Origin of the sequence: Paenibacillus paridis, assembly GCF_006345825.1 — a bacterium.
Taxonomy (GTDB): Bacteria; Bacillota; Bacilli; order Paenibacillales; family Paenibacillaceae; genus Pristimantibacillus; species Pristimantibacillus paridis.
On record NZ_VCIX01000065.1, the window covers coordinates 65,047 to 82,349 of the forward strand.

Genomic DNA, 17,303 nt, shown 5'->3' on the forward strand with positions numbered 1-17,303 from the left:
CCTACTGGCTGGACATCCCGTTATACCGCTTCTGCAAACTCTCCAAAACCTCTTTTGGCATTTCTTTAACCTTGATGTCTTCACCTAGGAAAAGCAGCCAGTTTGTTAGTTCAGCCAATTCCTCCGCATGATGAGCATTGATATATGTTTTCAAAACAGCTGTAGTTTGATATGGATTTGTGTATGAAATGGATATATGTAATGGAGAGTATTTTTTGTACTGGGCAATCGCTTTTGGTCCGAGCTCGAGAACTAGGTTAATGTCTTCTTCCTGCTTGCCTAATTGTTCGGCAATCTTCTTCTTGCTTATTCTTTTTTTCTCAGGGTATGGTTTGACATCAGTGAGGTTGTCGACAGAAATTATCCGCCTTTTTTCCTCCTTTAAGTCAAAGCCTTCAATTTGCCATGAGCTTTTTTCACGATATAGATGCATTAGGTAAATAGGATAAGACTTTATTTCTCTTCCTTCTTCGACGGTAACCACTAGATAGCAATCGATAAGAAGGATTTGGATGAGTTGTTCTAACATAGGATGGGGCAGATCTGTCAGATCAAGCAGGTCGGGATTGTGGGGGTTGGTTCCTTCGAACAGCAAAATTTGATTTAACAGAACAAGATCATCCTGCCGGTTTTCTGAGATGAGGCCGAGTATTTTTTCCGCTAAAGAATGTCGACTCTTAAGGTAGGGAAGTTGTTGATTTCTTGTGGCCATAAAGGCAATAAAAAGAGCTTTAATTTCATTATCGGTAAAGCGGACTGTAGGTAGGACAGAGTTATTCATAACAAAATAACCCCCGTCCCGCCCGACTTCGGCGACAAGCGGCATTCCCATCGCCTCAATTTCTCTGACATCTCTAATCGCTGTCGAACGAGAGATGTTGAATTCCCGCATAATTTCAGAAATGGTAAAGCGGGCGCGGTTGTTAATGTACCGCATGATGATATTAATCCGTTCAACTTTTTTCATATGGCCCTCTAAACAGTATCATATTTTGACATGGTTTATTGCTATTATAAACGTATCAAGTGAAAAAACAAATGACTTCATTCAAAAAGGAGTGCTAATTATGGCAATGTATACCCTTGAGGAAAAAGACAGTTTTATTGTACTAGGTATTGGAACGGAGCTAAAGAGCGATTACACAGATTATGCCGGCATGAACAAGGAAAAGGAAAACTTCTGGCAGGCAGTGGAGCAGGATGGAAGGCTTGACGCTTTAAAGGTTATTGCTACGAATGATTATATTTTTGCTGTGAATGAAGCTGTAAACCACAAGATGATGTATTATGCTGGTGTCATGACTGAAGGAACGGTATCGGAAGAGCACAGAGTTATTCAATTCCCCAAGGGCCAATACCTCGTCGTTAAAGGTGAAGGGAATACAGCTGAAGAGATGAGCAATAAACTTACTGGCATTGCCTTTGGTCAGGCCTTACCAGAAGCCAAGAATTTCGCCTATGTTGGCGGACCCAATGCAACGGTTGAGATGGGGCAGCGAGACGGAGTTGTATATGGGGAAATGTGGATTCCTGTTGTTAGGAAATAAACGAGACCATTGGAGTGATGAGAATGTCCTATATCGTTGATTTTAAAAATGTATCTACGGTGTGCTTAGAGTCCTCACCTGTAGCAGAAGCGCTAGCTGGTTTACGCGCTAATGAAGCCCGTTACTTTATGAACAAATACAAACATGAATTTACGATCGTACCCGCAAGCGAAAGTCAGGAGAACATTGAGTATGTGAACCGCGTTTTAAAAGAGCGTGATATTGTGTTTACGGCCGAGCCTTTAGAAACGTCGCGTTTTCAAGTGGAAAACATCCAATTTACCTACGTCTTTTACGAGGATGGTCTTGGAATCAATGTCATATATACGATTGATGACCCTAAAAAGCGGGCCGTTGGTTTTAAGCTTGCTGAGGGGATGGAAGTACCAAAGGAATTGGAAGGGAAGTTTAAGTTTGCTAGGCAGAAGTCTAAACTAGCTGGAACCATTCGGGGCTCGTTTTTTGTAATTAAAGGATAATATTAAAGTGAAATAAAACTAGCAACAGGATCTAGATTTGAATTGCATCTATTGGACGTATAAAATTAAGCAAGGGCTCGTTGTTTATTCTAGTATAATTTGTGGAATGTTCTCCTTATTCACTGTTTGACTTCTTTCATTAGCATTCGCTAGTGGAAGATTTGCAAGTCATGTAGATACTTCAATGAGGCTTGCCATATTAGATCTATAATTTTTGGACCACCTTTGTAAATACGAAGGTGGTTCTTTTTGTTGGAAGTCCAGCATTATAAGCCGCCGTGTCCTAGCGATTACCGGACAAACGTACTTTTTTCTTCTTGTCCACATTTATACCTTACCAAAACGATTTAATTGCATCTAATAAAACTATCAATATCAAGGAGGTTTTTATAATGGGAAATAGAGGACCTAGGGGTGGTTATGACCCCGTTCAAATCTTTAACTCGACTTCGTTTAATGCGTTTGGGGTAGTTGAGTATGCATCCATTTTTTGCAGTAACGATAGTTATAGTGTACAGCGTGACGAGACTTGGAGGTCTTCTGGTCGTGGAGTCTGCTTGATAACTAGAATTACCGCAACGGTTAGAACGCCAAGCGGAAATATTGAGGCGGAACCGTATACTTCCTCCGGTACTTCCTACAGCCAATTTGCCATTATACAGGTAGGGGTAAATAAGTTCCAAGTGACACGCGTGACAAGTGCTGCTAAACGCCGCCGAAAATAACCAAAGCGGGTCATAATCAGGAATAGGCATCAAACATGAAAAGACGGCAGGCTCAAGATAAAAGGCTGGCCGTCTTTTTTTGCTTTAATGTTTCTTATACCATAATATTTTTCGATGCATCGAGGAATCTTTCAAGAGCCGAAAAGGGCGCAAGTCTGGTTGATAATTGCCTTCAATAATCCAAACTCGTCGTTTCCTGTCGATGCCGATATCGAACCCGACTTGTCTAAGCTTGGGGTAACGCTCCCCCAGTCGTTTGGCAGCCAATAGTGCGATCCGTTCCGCTTCAACAAGCAAGCTCCGGCCTCCGATTCTGGCTAAGTTTAGAGCCTCAAGCACCGGAATAGTGCGGCTAGTCACATTTGTGACTAGATAGCCTTGCGCGGCAACTTTTGCGTATGAGCCTGTTACTTTCCAAGTGGATGCAGAGCCTTTTTTTCGCTGAGCCATGATTCGAATGTCGAACGGCTTGTGTTGAATTAAGGCCAGTTGCAGACGCCTTTGGACAATATATCCACGGCTACTGCTTTTTTTACGGAACAATATTAGTAATGTATTAATATCTCTCATGGTAATCACATTTTTTTCATTTTGAATACGATAGGTGCTCGCACCGTTCCGTTTAATGAACAGAATATCCCTTCCGTAACTTCCGTTACGTGGTTTCAGTACGACGCTTTGATATTGAAGCAGCATCTTCGTTAAAGCATTTTTTTTAAGCAACTGTGTTTCAGGCAACCGTGCGGCTAGAGAGGACCCATTGCGGAGGATACGGTACTGTAACCATTTGTCTCTCCTAATTAACATTAGAATCACAGCCTTCTTCAATCTTTTACGGTAATTCTAATTCAAAATGATGAGCAGCATAAGGAGTATTCGTCTATATTTTTGAGTGAAGAAGGTATTTAAGGCTTTTATGCACATACTGTTTGCTTGACCGCTATCATCCTCCGTAAAATTCACTATAGATGATACGGTAATCCTTATTATAAGTAGGACGAAATAAAAAATTAAAAATGGACTCTAATATAAATCAGCACCTTAAATTTTCATCTTAACTTAATATCGGGAAGTAGCATGCTCTTTTTCACCCGCAATGCAACTGTTAAACCAATAGTTAAATGTAAAGTCACAACAAATGTGTTATAATTCCCATATTATATAAGATGTGTATGGGGGAAAAACAAGATGGTTTTTATGGATAATTTTTTGGGTAGACAAGATTTAATTACTAAGTATAAAGACAATGCTCTTTTATTATATTCTTTAGAGCTTCGTTTACAGTTAGAGGATATTCAAAGTGTTGCATCTGATGCTTTAACTGATGGAAATGATGATAAAAAGTGTGATCTAGTATACATAGACGAAGAAGAGGGTCTTGCAATAATTGCACAGGGTTATCATTCACAAAAGGATAGACACTCCGCCCCAGCTAATAAAGCTAGTGACTTAAATACCGCAGTGACATGGTTATTTAATGAAGATATTAAGAATTTACCGTTAGACATAAGAGCGGCATCAATACAACTAAGAGAAGCTATTAATGAGGGGAAAATACATACCATCCAAATTTGGTATGTTCATAATTTACCAGAATCAAAAAATGTATCTGATGAAATGAATGCAGTAAAGCTTTCGCTAATGAGTGCCTTAAAGTCATATACTGAAAATCCAAAAGATATAAATGTAATTTCATTAGAGGTAGGTAGAGAGACTTTAGATAGATGGTATAAATCTTCATCTGTTCCAATATTAGTCAATGATCCTTTTGAAATTAGTACCCCAAATGGAGGTTATAAAATAGTTGGGGATAACTGGACTAGTTATATGACAGCTATTCCTCTAACTTTTCTATTTGATAATTATAAAAAATACAAAGACGACCTTTTTTCTTCTAATATTAGGGGGTATTTAGGGAGTTTGAACAAAAAGAATAATATTAATAATGGTATTAAAAGGTCGGTAGAAAGCACACCTTCAAATTTCATGGTATATAACAATGGTCTTACAATTCTTGTTGATAAATTTGAAGACTTTTCAACAAATAATATTTCAGTGACAGGAATGTCAATAGTAAACGGGGCACAAACAACTGGAGCAATAGGGTCTGTACTTAATAGGCCAAGAGAGGATGCACTAGTTTCTGTAAGGTTTATAAAATGCGATGATCCTAAAATTCTCAGAGATATAATCGAGTTTAATAATAAACAAAATGTGGTGGCTTCATCTGATTTTAGGAGTACTGATGAAATTCAAGATGGTCTTAGGAGACAGTTTAATGAGATACGAAGTGTTGTATATCTCGGTGGAAGAAGAGGTGGAAGTGAGGATAAAATTAAAAGATACTCAAATTTAATTCCTCATGATCTAGTGGCCCAATGTCTATCTGCTTTTCATCAAGACCCTAACACAGCATATAATAGAAAAAAAGAAATATGGGAGAATAACACTTTATATTCCAGTATATTTTCAGAGAAAACAACAGCAAGGCATATGGTATTTGTTTATTCACTATATCAAGCAATTGAGAAAAAGAAGGAAGTACTTAAACTAAATAAATCTAATCTTAGTACTACAGAGCAAGATATTTACGAATATTTATCTGTTAGAGGCTCGACTTGGGTTTTACTTGCTGCTATAGCAAGCAGTATGGATAATATACTAAATAAACCATTGAGAGATCTCTTCGATTTAAAGTTTAAGCAAACAATAACCTTTGAAGAAGCCGTAACAATATGGGAACATCCATTGGAAACAGCGCTTCCTTTTGTAAGCTCATTATTACCTGCTGTTAAAAATGGTGTAAAAACCAAAGAGGTAATTAATAATTCAGTGAAGGATTTTAAAGAAAAGACTGCTTCAATACTAAAACTTTTATGGGGAACTCCAGGTTTAAAAATTAATTTTGAAAATTTTAGTAGTTTGACAGAGACTAACTAGAATTTAGGTCGTATTTATTTCATAAACAGTGTTTATTCTTTATTGGTTACGAGGGTATTATCCCCTTAAGTGAATATTGGTAAATGCACATTAGTGTTTGCTTGAGGGTATATATGTATAAATTATAGCTAGTTGAGTGATTCGGCAAACCGAACCATAAGTAACGGTAAGGTTTTTATTGTTGGTGAGTTTAATTTAAGTATATAAGATAGCGATAGTTTATGGACATATGTAACAATTTCTAATTTGTTTTGCTGGTGTTATGTTGACTGGTGTAATTTCCACTAAAAGTTCCAGTTTACTGTAAGTTTTTAAACCAGTTTCCAAGGTATTTTGGGTGTGCTGCTCAATTGTGTCTCTATAACTACTGTAAACATTAATCTTATCGTGGGAAAAGAATACGATTTCATTTACATTTGGTTAAGAAAACGATGGTCACTAATAATTTTGTATCTAAAGAAGATAACGACATATGAAAAGAAGCTTGCCTATTGGCAGGCTTTTCTTTTTTAGCGATTAATTTATATGTAAGTGCCCGTCATCTTTAGCAGTAACGCTTATGATAGATTTTGGACGAGTTATAATCTCAAATTTTAGAGGAATATGCGGTAACTTGTCGAATGAAATAATAAGGATTTAAATGGTAATTTTTAATTAGGGAAGATAAAGCATAGTTTAAAGGTCTTGCACTGCCTTGAGAAGCGGATGCTATTTAGTTTTATATCTATTTATATTGTGAAACATTAGAAATTTTAGTTTTCTACTTTTATTAAGCAAAGGGGAAATAAGAGTGCAATATATTTTTGGCATGGCAAAAAAGAAAAAGATGATGATGGTTGTCTTCGCTTTGGCAGTATTCATAATTATTTATTCAGGAATCGCTATGGCTCAGGGTACGGCCACATTGAAGATTACAGCAAGCCTCAATTCTTCCACTTATGGGGAGGAAGTAACCTTCACCGTCACCGCCGTCGATCCGGCAATCGGAGGAACGACCCCAAGCGGCACAGTCACGTTCAAGGATGGGATTCAAGACCTTGTAACAACGGGATTAACTAAGGCTGAACCATTAATTACAACAACGAGTACAAGAGTTACACCTCCTCCTAACGGGTCAGCGAGCTGTTCGCCTACTTGTCCCATTATTCAATGGGGGGCTTACACTTTCTGGGCTTACAGTTATTCGGATAATCGTATTGGGATGAACATTGTTACTTACGACGCTTCCGGCAATATTGTTCAGCAATTGGAAAAGGGGGGCGCACGTTATTTATCGAAAATTACGATGGATGCTGCAGCTAAGACCTTCACCTTCTGGGGCCAAGATGACATGACGATTACGGTGGGATGGGGAGAGCTCCTAAGCGCCTCGTCCAGCGCCAGCTTTAAGACATCGGATTTGGCGATCGGTTCGCATTCCATTATCGCTGCCTTCTCGGGGGACGACTCTCATGCCGCAAGCGAAGGGTCCGCTACGTATACCGTACATCCTAAGTACACGGTGGTGTATAACGGCAACGGCAGCACAGGTGGGGACGTGCCCGCTAACAGCAGCTCATACAATGGCACTAAGGTGTCGATTTACGGCAACGACGGACATCTAGTGAAGGTGGGCTACACGTTCGCAGGCTGGAACACGCAAGCGGATGGACAAGGAACGGGCTATGAAACAGACGCTGAGGGCGTAATTGCTTCCGATGTGACGCTGTACGCACAATGGACGAAGGTTTTAGAGGTTGGAACAGGTACTGAAAACAATCCTTATCAGATTGCAACCGGTGAGGAGCTTGATACGGTCAGAAATTATTTGAACTCGGGTCTTTATTTCAAGCTGATGGCGGATATTGATTTGAGCAGCTACGGCCAAAGATGGTTGCCAATTGGGGATTCTAACAACTGGTTCGAGGGCCATATGGACGGCAATGGACATAAGATCACAGGCTTAACGATAAATAAACCAGACAATGCTTATATAGGGTTGTTTGGTTATATAGGCAATGATGCGAGTGTTTCCAATATGATATTGGAAAATGTAAATGTTACAGGCAGACAAGATGTAGGTGGCTTGGCAGGCCGTAACCTTGGTGGAGAGATAAGCAACAGTTACGTAACAGGAAGCGTATCGGGAGTAGCCTCCAATGTAGGTGGTTTAATTGGTTATAATTCCTATGGCGGAAAGGTTAATAACAGCTTCGCAACTGCAAATGTAACAGGCAACGGCTCCAATATAGGCGGTTTGATTGGCAGTAATCTTGGAACAATTAGCAACAGCTATGCAGCAGGGAATGTGACAGGAACCGGAACCGGCAACAATATAGGCGGCTTGATTGGCAACAATAGCGGAACAAACAGCTATAGCTATGCAATAGGAAGTGTAACAGGAAGCGGCACCAAAGTAGGCGGTTTAATTGGTAATAATAATGGGACGATTAGTTATAGCTTCTACGACTCAAGTACAACAGGACAATCGGATACAGGCAAAGGTGTTGGACAAACGACCACAGAGATGAAAATGCAAAGCACTTATGTGAATCAAAGCTGGAACTTTACAAGCATATGGGGGATAAATTCATCGCGCAATAACGGATATCCTTACTTGCAAGCGATACAAAAGTATGTGACATATGACGGAAACGGAAACACAGGCGGAAATGCGCCGATTGACAGCACGTCGTACTCGCCAGGAGTAACTGTCAAGGTTGACAGTAATGCAGTAACTTTAGTCAGAGCGCACTATACGTTTGCGGGCTGGAACACGAAAGCAGATGGAACCGGAACGGATTACGCTGTAGGCTCTGCATTCATCATGGGCTCGTCGAATGTGACACTGTATGCAAAGTGGACATTGAACCCGACATACACAGTGACGTATAACGAAAATGGCAGTACAAGTGGAAACGTGCCAACCGACAGCGGCTCGTATGAGCAAGATGTTGCGGTATTGGTATACGATAATATCGGAAATTTGGTGAAGACGGGCTACACGTTTGCAGGCTGGAATACGCAAGCGGATGGAACTGGAACAGACTATGCTGCAGGCTCTGCATTCATCATGGGCTCGTCGAATGTGACACTGTATGCAAAGTGGACATTGAACCCGACATACACAGTGACGTATAACGGCAACGGCAGTACAGGAGGAAGTGTACCTACCGACAGCGGCTCATATGAGCAAGGCGTTACGGTGACGGTATACAACAACAGCGGAAATCTAGTGAAGACAGGCAACACGTTTACAGGCTGGAACACGAAAGCGGATGGAACCGGAACAGATTATGCTGCAGGCGCTGCATTCAACATGGGCGCATCCAATGTGACACTGTATGCACAGTGGACATTGAACCCAACGTATACAGTGACGTATGACGAAAATAGCAGTACAGGCGGAAACGTACCAACCGACAACGGCTCGTATGAGCAAGGTGTTGCGGTATCGGTATACGATAATATCGGAAATTTGGTGAAGACGGGCTATACGTTTGCAGGCTGGAATACTCAAGCGGATGGAACTGGAGCGAACTATGCTGTAGGCACTGCATTTAACATGGGCGCGTCCAATGTGACATTGTATGCGAAGTGGACATTGAACCCGACATACACAGTGACGTATAACGGCAACGGCAATACAGGAGGAAACGTGCCAACAGACAGCAGCTCGTATGAGCAAGACGTTACGGTGTCGGTGTACAACAACAGCGGAAATCTAGTGAAGACAGGCAGTACGTTTGCAGGTTGGAACACGAAAGCGGATGGAACAGGAACGAATTATGCTGCAGGCGCTGCATTCAATATGGGCGCGTCCAATGTGACATTGTATGCGAAGTGGACATTGAACCCGACATACACAGTGACGTATAACGGCAATGGCAGTACAGGAGGAAGCGTACCAACCGACAGCGGCTCGTATGAGCAAGGCGTTACGGTGCCGGTATACAACAACAGCGGAAATCTAGTGAAGACAGGCAGCACGTTTACAGGCTGGAACACGAAAGCGGATGGAACAGGAACGAATTATGCTGCAGGCGCTGCATTCAATATGGGCGCGTCCAATGTGACATTGTATGCGAAGTGGACATTGAACCCAACGTATACGGTGACGTATAACGGCAATGGCAGTACTGGAGGAAACGTACCAACCGACAGCGGCTCGTATGAGCAAGGCACTACGGTTGCGGTATACGACAACCATGGAAATCTGGTGAAAACAGGCTACAAGTTTGCAGGCTGGAATACAGCGCCGGACGGTAGCGGCATTAGCNAGGCTGGAATACAGCGCCGGACGGTAGCGGCATTAGCTACGCTGGCGGGGGAGATCTCCTTCTAGGGACGAAGAACGTCACCTTGTATGCGCAATGGCGGTCATCGAACGCATTACTGTCCGCCTTGTCATCGGATCAGGGGACGCTCAATTTTTTACCATTACAGACGACTTATGCCGTAGTTGTGGAGAATTCAGTTTCAAGCCTTTATCTTTTCCTGAGCAAAGGGGACCCTACGCAATCGCTAACGGTTACGGGGGCGACCTACAATTCGGAAACGGGTGACGTATATTCCTACAATGCTTCGAGCTTGGCCGTCGGACCTAACCCTATTAAGATTACAGTGACGGCTCAAGACGGCTCAAACACGACATACGTGATTACGATTATCCGAGAAGGTATTATGGGAGTGCCGATGAAGTTAGACTCTTCGGTACGTACGCTTATGTACCCAGGCGGGCTCGTAATTAGGCTGCCTGACGAATTAATGATTCCCGAAGGGGCGACATTGACGGTACAAGAATCAAACGCCGCGCCGTCCGGAGAGGTTAAACTCGCTAGAGCCGGACAGGTTATCGACTTTCAATTTGAAGGTATAACCATTACACAACCCGTACAGATTACACTCGGCTATGACGAGAGCTCTGATCGGAGTAAACTCGCAATTTATTATTACAACGTGTCTACTGGCAAGTGGGAATACAACGCTTCTCGAGTAACTGACGATGGCATCGAGACGACGGTCAGCCATTTCTCCACATACGGGGTTCTTGCGGATACGACCGCACCGAATCAGGTAACCATCACATCGAGCGCAAAAACAGCAAACTCGATCACACTTCATCTTGCCGCAAACGATGATTCCGGCGTGGCCAAATATATGATTTATCGTGATGGGACGCTCATTGTGGAAACGGCGGAAAGTACGTATGTCGATACGGGGCTTTCTGCTTCGAAGACATATACCTATACCGCAAAAGCTGTCGATATGCTGGGGAATATTTCGAATGTTAGCGAAAGCATGATAGTCGCAACAAGCGGCGATGGCGGCGGCTCATACAATCCAGGCCCCACAGTGACGGACTCTAAGGTCACCTCCACAGATGGCAATTTAACACTTCCCGCTGGTAAAGTGGGAGAGGTTAGCCTTGGAGATGAGATTAAAATTGTTATTCCCGCTAATGCAACCCGCAAAGAGCTGGAATTAAGGATTAACAAAGTCACTAACATACAGGCGCTAATTACGAGCAAGGACGTTTTGCTCAGCCCGGTATTCGAAATTGTGAAAAACTTTACGGAGAACTTTGACAAACCTGTTACGCTCTCTCTTAAATTTGTTCCAAATAGCTTGAAAAGCAATGAGAAGCCGGTCGTCTTTTATTATGATGAATTAAAGAAGGAATGGGTAAAAATTGGCGGCACCGTTAGCGGCAGCAACATTACCGTAGATGTTAATCACGTCGCAAAATATGCTGTATTTGCGGTAGCGGATGCTGCCCCTCCGGCAACAGTGAGCTTCAGCGATATCGCCGCACACTGGGCGCAAGCTAGCATCAAGCAAGCGGTAAGCGCCGGCATCGTCAGCGGCTATCCAGACGGCACGTTTAAGCCGGGCCGTACCGTTACCCGCGCAGAATTTGCGGTTATGCTAATGAACGCGCTCAAATTGCAACTGAATGGAGCAGAGCTGACGTTCAGCGACAGTGCCAAAATCGGCTCCTGGGCACAGAAATCTGTCGCACAGGCAGTGAGCGCGGGTATTATTAATGGCTATGAAGACGGCTCCTTCCGCCCGAATGCGGAAATCACTCGTGCAGAAATGACGGTAATGATCGCAAAAGCCTTGAACCTGGCTGACGGAGCGGCTGCATCATCTGGTTTCGCAGACGATAAAGATATTCCAGACTGGGCGAAAGGCACAGTGGCGGCACTGAAAAAACTGGGCATTATCGAAGGCAAAAGCGCAAACCAATTTGCTCCTGGAGATAAAATGACAAGAGCAGAGGCCGTAACAGTACTTTTGAAAATGCAGGAACAAAAGAGCAATTAGAGGAATCTGGAGAAAGGCTGCTTTGAAGTCAAAATTCAAAGCAGCCTTTTTTTTTGTGACCAAATTAACAGCACTTTATGACACTTGGATGAAAATATGATTCTTTATACCAATTTCCAATACCTACACCCCATCTGGTAGAATAGGGAAAACCATAATGCGTTATATTCTAGCAGCTTAATTATATGCTTGGGGAGGTAGACCATGGACAAAGAACTAATCGCGCAGCTGGCGCAGTGGCATGAAGATGATGAGCACCAGAAGATTGCAGACACCCTGACGGAGATTGCTCCAGAGGACAGAGACTACGAGGTGGTCAGCAGCCTAGGAAGAGCATATAACAATTTGGGGCGGTATGAAGAAGCGCTTGAACAGTTTGCAGTAATTGAGGAACAGGGGCGGAATGACCATCTATGGCATTTTCGTGTGGGCTATTCCTACTACTATTTAAATCAATATGAGGAAGCAGTGAGAGTGCTAAGTATCGCCCATAACCTCGATCCTGACGATGAGAATACGGCTAGGTTACTGAACTACAGCCAGCGCAAGCTACGCAAAGTGCAGCACGCTGCGGCCAGACGGGCTATGAGGGAGCAGCATAATAATTCGGGAACGGCTGTAGCTCCTTTTGAAGGAATGGACCTGTCCGATTTTTGGGACGATAGCGATTATGCGCTAAGAGAATATGTTTCTGCCCCGCCTACGGATGAGCTGATTGTTTCTTTAGAAGAAGAGCTTGGTTACAAGCTTCCCGCCTCGTATATCAGTCTGATGAAGCAGCACAATGGGGGAGTTCCTTATCCTACTTGTTTTCCGACGGAGGAGGCGACCTCATGGGCCGAGGATCACATTGCGATTACGGGCATCATGGGCATCGGCCGCGACAAAAGCTACTCCATCGGCGGCGATCTTGGCAGCTCGTTCATGATTGAGGAATGGGGTTATCCTGACATCGGCGTGGTGATTTGTGACTGCCCTTCGGCAGGCCATGATGTTGTAATGCTGGATTACCGGAACTGCGGGAGGGACGGCGAACCCGAAGTGATTCATGTGGATCAGGAGGATAATTACGAGATTACGTTTCTAGCCGAGGACTTTGAGACGTTTATACGCGGCCTGGTCAGTGAAGAGGAATACGATACCTCTCAGGAAGATAAAGAGGAGGATTTGCGTAAAGTAGCCGTTGGCAAATTTTCGCCCTTGTTAGAACAGCTGTGCAGCCAAGTGCCTGAGGTGGACCAGCTTGAGCAAAAGATCCGTACAGTCTGTACTCGAATTGTTGAAGAGAAGGGACACTTTTCTTTTCATGCGGATGAGCTTTCTGCTTTGATGTACGATGTGCAGTTCTGGCTGTACACGAACTCTTATCCGAATACGAGCCGTCAGCAATATTTGGATGTATATGAGAATATGATCGCTTTTGGCGGCGAGTTTGGTCAAGGCGGGTATGCTCCCGGCTGGATTAGTGACTGGTTGGATGGGCGGATACGGGAAGGGTTAATTGTTCAGGAAAATGGGGTGATTCGCTTTACAGATCAAGCCCGCTCAGAAGTTATTGCACGGCTGGATGAATCGTACCACGAATCGGACTAAAGGAAAAATAATGGAAATTTTAAAATGAAGGGAAGTAACGCATGAGAGATCTTTTCCAATTCGTTCCTGTAAGTCAACTTGCAGAAAAATTTCCGGAGGGATCTTGGTGGGCAAGGTTTTACCAGGATTTCAATGACGGGCAACTTGCCGCTTATTATAAGGGAGATTTGACGCTGCCTTCTCTTAATCTGGATTGGGAGCAGCCTTTTCCGCAACAAAAAGAGGTCATTATCATTTTTATAGATGGAAATTGTACGGTTGACCAGCTCTATAATAAAGAAACAGATGGTGCCATAGGGCTGATGGTCATCGGTCATTTGAGTGCCAAAAATATAGCTGTCGGCGGCCAGGAAATTTATGTTTCGGGTAATCTAATGATTGAGGAAATATTGTGCGGCAGCTACAACCATGGGGAAACGATTGTTAAAGGCGATCTTAGCGCTGCGGTTTTAGTTCAGGATGACGAGTACAGCTTCAAAGTGGACGGGCAGAAATCGATCGCATGTTTAGTCAATGTGTGGGAGGGTGACGGCGTATTTCAGGAGCTTCCGGTGGACATTCATGAGGTGTTAATCGATGAGGTATTTCTGGATATGGATGAGGAGGACACGGGCTTTTCTTTTTGCACGTTAGTGAATGTTATTGTAGAAGGGCGCTCCGCTTTAAAAGTAATGAATGAATTTCCCACGAGCAAGAAACCTGTTCATTTATATTTTACCCATAACACGATCAATGAGGAAAATATTTTGAAATTGACTCAGTGTATTCTAATGCCCAAGGACAAATTCTTTTTTGAATTTCAGGAGCAAGGCACATTTATTAAAGTTCAACTGGAGCATATGGATACCGACGGAGATCAACGGGATCTCAGTGTTTATATGCAAGATAACCGACATCATTATTATATTTGGCTGGAGCAAGATCATTCGCTCGGTTTGTTGAGGAGAAGCATAGACGAAGGAGCTGAGTGGGAGGGCTTTACAGAAGAGTCTCAGGAACAGCTAGCGGAGCTTAGCGACTGCTGGACGATGCTGCTGACCTGCGTTAATATGGCTGAGCTTTATTTACGAAACATTGAGGTACCATATGTGCAAGACATTTTGCAACACCCTGTCATTCGGGAATTATATTTGGAAGAGGAGGGAAATGACGGGTGGTGGGATGGTTCAAAATATTACAGCTTCCGTGAAGCGCATGTGGATGAGGATGGTGACTATCTACCTGCCCGGATTGAAATTAAGACCCCGGATGAGGCGTATTATTTTTATACATTGGATAATGAATCTTATGTTTCCCGATATTATCAGCCGCCCAATCAATATGGCATGCAGGACATGTCCTTTTTGGACCTTAGGCGATGGGAGGCATCAGAGCGGTATTTTTCAAGATTCAAACTGTTTATGGCTCAGAAGATAGAGGCAGGCGTAAATAGTTAGATGGCAGGATTGCAATATGAATGCCCGGAGATGAGAGCTCTGTCGGTCAAAATGACGGGATACGTTTTAGAAGAAAGGATGATAGAAATGTCAAATGATAACGAAGCTCGTCTTTCTGAGGGTTCTGTTCGAGAAGCTGGTCGTTACCCTATCGACCTGACAGGTCCTCGTAGCCACACGCTTGTTATTCAGCCCGGTGTGGGCAGTCTATCCATTGGACCTTCGCCATTGGGGAAGAAGGCAGACCTTCACGTCGCGCCTGAGACGAACATCGATTGGACCGCATTTGATGTCTTTGCAACGCCGGCGGGCTCTCCTTGGCCGCGATTTCTACATTATACAGGCAGTGACGCCGGCTTCTTTGACTGGGCGCAGAAACGTCCCATTGAAGAGATGACGTGGACTCCAATTCTCTCTGCGGATACGCTTGTGGACGCAAGTCAGTCCAATTTGCATGGCTTGCATATCAATTTGGACCAGTCAAAGGAATCTCTGAGGCTGAAGCTTCCAAAGCAGAGCTTCCGCCTGAGTATTTCTGGCGATCTATCACGTTTTTCGGCCGATGGAAACGTACCGTTTTCTCTGACGCTAGCGCCGCGTACTAGCCGACGCAAGAATGATACTCCGTTCTTGGTGCCCGACCTGGGTGAGTTGCAGCAGGTAACGAGCCTGACTCTCCAAAACGCACCGCTGGTACAGCCCATCTCGTTGGAGTGTCTACATCGGTTTCCAAATCTTAACTCACTGAGTTTGTGGGGGAACTTTTGTGATATGGACTTATTGGCTCGTCATGCCCAGTTAACGAATTTGGAGCTGCGCTTCATGCCTGACCTGAAGGACTTGCCGTCATTAGACGAATGGCCGTTGCTTGACCGTTTTATTGCTTATAATGTGGAAGAGAGCGCTGGCAAGCGGCTAAAACAGCAAATGAAAACACGTGCTAAAATCCGCCCGTGGACCGAGCATGCCTCAGTGAGCCAGATGCGAAAGCCTGAGTGGTGGACGACTGAGTACGGCCGACCGTTCTCGTCTTGGCCTAAACGTATGGCCAAGCAGGCTAATGAAGCTTACGATGCTGCAAAGGCAACCTTGGCGGAGGCCCGCAGCTTTGCTGATGCAGAGGCAGCCATTACCGCCTTCACTGTTCGCTTTAACACTCTCAAAGGCATTGAAACGACAGAACGGGAAGATCTAGGTGAAGCGGTATGGCAACTTAGCCAGTCTGACCACCTGATTGGAGAGCCTATAACAGAGGAGATGGCTCAACGCTGGTTCGATGCAGCACGCGATTACTAAATGAACTAAAGAAATTAATGGGTACTGAAAATTTCCCTCTGGACATGACTAGGTTGATTGGTGAACGCCGTACAAGACCATATGATTGCCCAAGCATGGCCATCCGTTGAAGGGTGGCCATGTTTCGTAACTTGTTTTTTCGAGATGAGCTTATCGCGTGCTTGCTACATAATTATAAATGGTATCTCTTAGCTCAAACTCGTATGTTAAACCATTAACAATTCCAACAACGCGATCGTTGTCATAAAGGTCAAGCATGAATCTAGCCATTTCCTTCGCCGTATGGAACTTCGGCACAGTCCCGTGATATTCGAATTCGGAGACATCAAATGAGCGCTTCGCGAATTCTGTTTCTGTTGCGGCAGGCGCTAACACTTTAGCTTGCATAAGTGCAGCTTTACTTTTCAACTCATGAGAGAGCCCTTCAGTAAAGGCACTGACATAGAATTTAGTTGCGCAGTACGTAATGGCATTTCCCACAATCGTATAGCCGCCACCGGATGAAACGTTAATTAATTGTGTTCCTTCAATATCGGAGTAGTCGCGAACGAAAAGAGAGGAGAGTATTGTCAACGATTCTATGTTCAGATGCAGCATTGCAGATATTTTATCTAAATCTTGCTGGGCGACTGAAGCAAAATTGCCAAACCCCGCATTGTTAATCCAAGTTTCAATCTGGAAACCCTGTAGACTTTCATAAAGCTTATAAGCATTCTCGGAAACGGATAAGTCTGTCGCACGAACGATGACATCCACATCAGGGTAGATACGAGAAATTTCAGACTTTAATTCTTCCAGCTGTTCTTCTCTACGGGCTGCAACAATTAAGTTTTTGCCGCGAGCTGCAAAAGCTAGAGCAGTTTCATAACCTATACCCGAGCTTGCACCTGTAACTACAGTATATTTCATGTGACGTCCTCCCGTTTTCTATAAGAATATATGATGTGCCAACAACGGCTTAATTATATAGGTTAGAGT

General features: G+C 43.6%; 12 protein-coding genes. 9 read left to right on the top strand and 3 right to left on the bottom strand.

The genetic code is table 11. The features are described 5' to 3' along the window. Position 1: 1 nt before the first annotated feature. Positions 2-967, bottom strand: coding sequence for a helix-turn-helix transcriptional regulator (locus tag FJQ58_RS02685; protein ID WP_139990892.1), 966 nt, complete (start codon positions 965-967; stop codon positions 2-4). A gap of 100 nt (positions 968-1,067) precedes the next feature. On the opposite strand from FJQ58_RS02685, the gene FJQ58_RS02690 reads away from it, so the two are divergent. The 3 genes from FJQ58_RS02690 to FJQ58_RS02700 all read left to right on the top strand — a co-directional run bounded on the left by FJQ58_RS02690 (position 1,068) and on the right by FJQ58_RS02700 (position 2,751). Continuing rightward, a complete protein-coding gene (locus tag FJQ58_RS02690; protein WP_139990922.1) occupies positions 1,068-1,547 on the top strand; it encodes a GyrI-like domain-containing protein in 480 nt (159 codons plus the stop codon). Positions 1,548-1,570: 23 nt separating this feature from the next. Beyond that, positions 1,571-2,026 carry a phage tail protein gene (locus tag FJQ58_RS02695; protein WP_139990893.1) on the top strand — a complete coding sequence of 152 codons (456 nt, stop codon included), beginning with the start codon at positions 1,571-1,573 and terminating at the stop codon, positions 2,024-2,026. 392 nt (positions 2,027-2,418) lie between these two features. Further along, positions 2,419-2,751 carry a hypothetical protein gene (locus FJQ58_RS02700; protein WP_139990894.1) on the top strand — a complete coding sequence of 111 codons (333 nt, stop codon included), beginning with the start codon at positions 2,419-2,421 and terminating at the stop codon, positions 2,749-2,751. Between the two features lie 84 nt (positions 2,752-2,835). Here FJQ58_RS02700 and FJQ58_RS02705 read toward each other — a convergent pair whose 3' ends face one another. After that, positions 2,836-3,558 carry a YheC/YheD family protein gene (locus FJQ58_RS02705; protein ID WP_238403746.1) on the bottom strand — a complete coding sequence of 241 codons (723 nt, stop codon included), beginning with the start codon at positions 3,556-3,558 and terminating at the stop codon, positions 2,836-2,838. A 381-nt stretch (positions 3,559-3,939) separates the two neighbouring features. On the opposite strand from FJQ58_RS02705, the gene FJQ58_RS02710 reads away from it, so the two are divergent. The 6 genes from FJQ58_RS02710 to FJQ58_RS02735 all read left to right on the top strand — a co-directional run bounded on the left by FJQ58_RS02710 (position 3,940) and on the right by FJQ58_RS02735 (position 16,325). Continuing rightward, complete coding sequence (locus FJQ58_RS02710; protein WP_139990896.1) at positions 3,940-5,691, top strand: AIPR family protein; 1,752 nt, start codon at positions 3,940-3,942, stop codon at positions 5,689-5,691. Between the two features lie 1,330 nt (positions 5,692-7,021). Further along, on the top strand, positions 7,022-10,015 hold the full coding sequence (locus FJQ58_RS02715; RefSeq protein WP_476641268.1) for an InlB B-repeat-containing protein: 2,994 nt from the start codon (positions 7,022-7,024) through the stop codon (positions 10,013-10,015). A gap of 17 nt (positions 10,016-10,032) precedes the next feature. Further along, the gene (locus FJQ58_RS02720) at positions 10,033-12,000 is read left to right on the top strand and encodes an S-layer homology domain-containing protein (RefSeq protein ID WP_139990898.1); all 1,968 of its coding nucleotides are present in this window, start codon (positions 10,033-10,035) and stop codon (positions 11,998-12,000) included. Between the two features lie 204 nt (positions 12,001-12,204). Next, entirely contained in the window at positions 12,205-13,593 is a 1,389-nt protein-coding gene (locus tag FJQ58_RS02725) for an SMI1/KNR4 family protein (protein WP_139990899.1), read from the top strand. A gap of 41 nt (positions 13,594-13,634) precedes the next feature. Then, positions 13,635-15,029, top strand: a complete 1,395-nt coding sequence (locus FJQ58_RS02730; protein ID WP_139990900.1) for a hypothetical protein — start codon at positions 13,635-13,637, stop codon at positions 15,027-15,029. Positions 15,030-15,116: 87 nt separating this feature from the next. Then, positions 15,117-16,325 (top strand): hypothetical protein, encoded by a 1,209-nt coding sequence (locus FJQ58_RS02735; protein ID WP_139990923.1) that lies wholly within the window; start codon positions 15,117-15,119, stop codon positions 16,323-16,325. A 150-nt stretch (positions 16,326-16,475) separates the two neighbouring features. Here the strand turns inward: FJQ58_RS02735 and FJQ58_RS02740 are convergent, their stop codons facing one another. Then, a complete protein-coding gene (locus FJQ58_RS02740; protein WP_139990901.1) occupies positions 16,476-17,234 on the bottom strand; it encodes an SDR family NAD(P)-dependent oxidoreductase in 759 nt (252 codons plus the stop codon). Positions 17,235-17,303: the final 69 nt, after the last annotated feature.

Bases quoted from the DNA above. Each gene is read 5' to 3' on its own strand.
- FJQ58_RS02685 (WP_139990892.1), bottom strand. From the start codon at position 967: ATGAAAAAAGTTGAACGGATTAATATCATCATGCGGTACATTAACAAC.
- FJQ58_RS02690 (WP_139990922.1), top strand. From the start codon at position 1,068: ATGGCAATGTATACCCTTGAGGAAAAAGACAGTTTTATTGTACTAGGT.
- FJQ58_RS02695 (WP_139990893.1), top strand. From the start codon at position 1,571: ATGTCCTATATCGTTGATTTTAAAAATGTATCTACGGTGTGCTTAGAG.
- FJQ58_RS02700 (WP_139990894.1), top strand. From the start codon at position 2,419: ATGGGAAATAGAGGACCTAGGGGTGGTTATGACCCCGTTCAAATCTTT.
- FJQ58_RS02705 (WP_238403746.1), bottom strand. From the start codon at position 3,558: ATGTTAATTAGGAGAGACAAATGGTTACAGTACCGTATCCTCCGCAAT.
- FJQ58_RS02710 (WP_139990896.1), top strand. From the start codon at position 3,940: ATGGTTTTTATGGATAATTTTTTGGGTAGACAAGATTTAATTACTAAG.
- FJQ58_RS02725 (WP_139990899.1), top strand. From the start codon at position 12,205: ATGGACAAAGAACTAATCGCGCAGCTGGCGCAGTGGCATGAAGATGAT.
- FJQ58_RS02730 (WP_139990900.1), top strand. From the start codon at position 13,635: ATGAGAGATCTTTTCCAATTCGTTCCTGTAAGTCAACTTGCAGAAAAA.
- FJQ58_RS02735 (WP_139990923.1), top strand. From the start codon at position 15,117: ATGTCAAATGATAACGAAGCTCGTCTTTCTGAGGGTTCTGTTCGAGAA.
- FJQ58_RS02740 (WP_139990901.1), bottom strand. From the start codon at position 17,234: ATGAAATATACTGTAGTTACAGGTGCAAGCTCGGGTATAGGTTATGAA.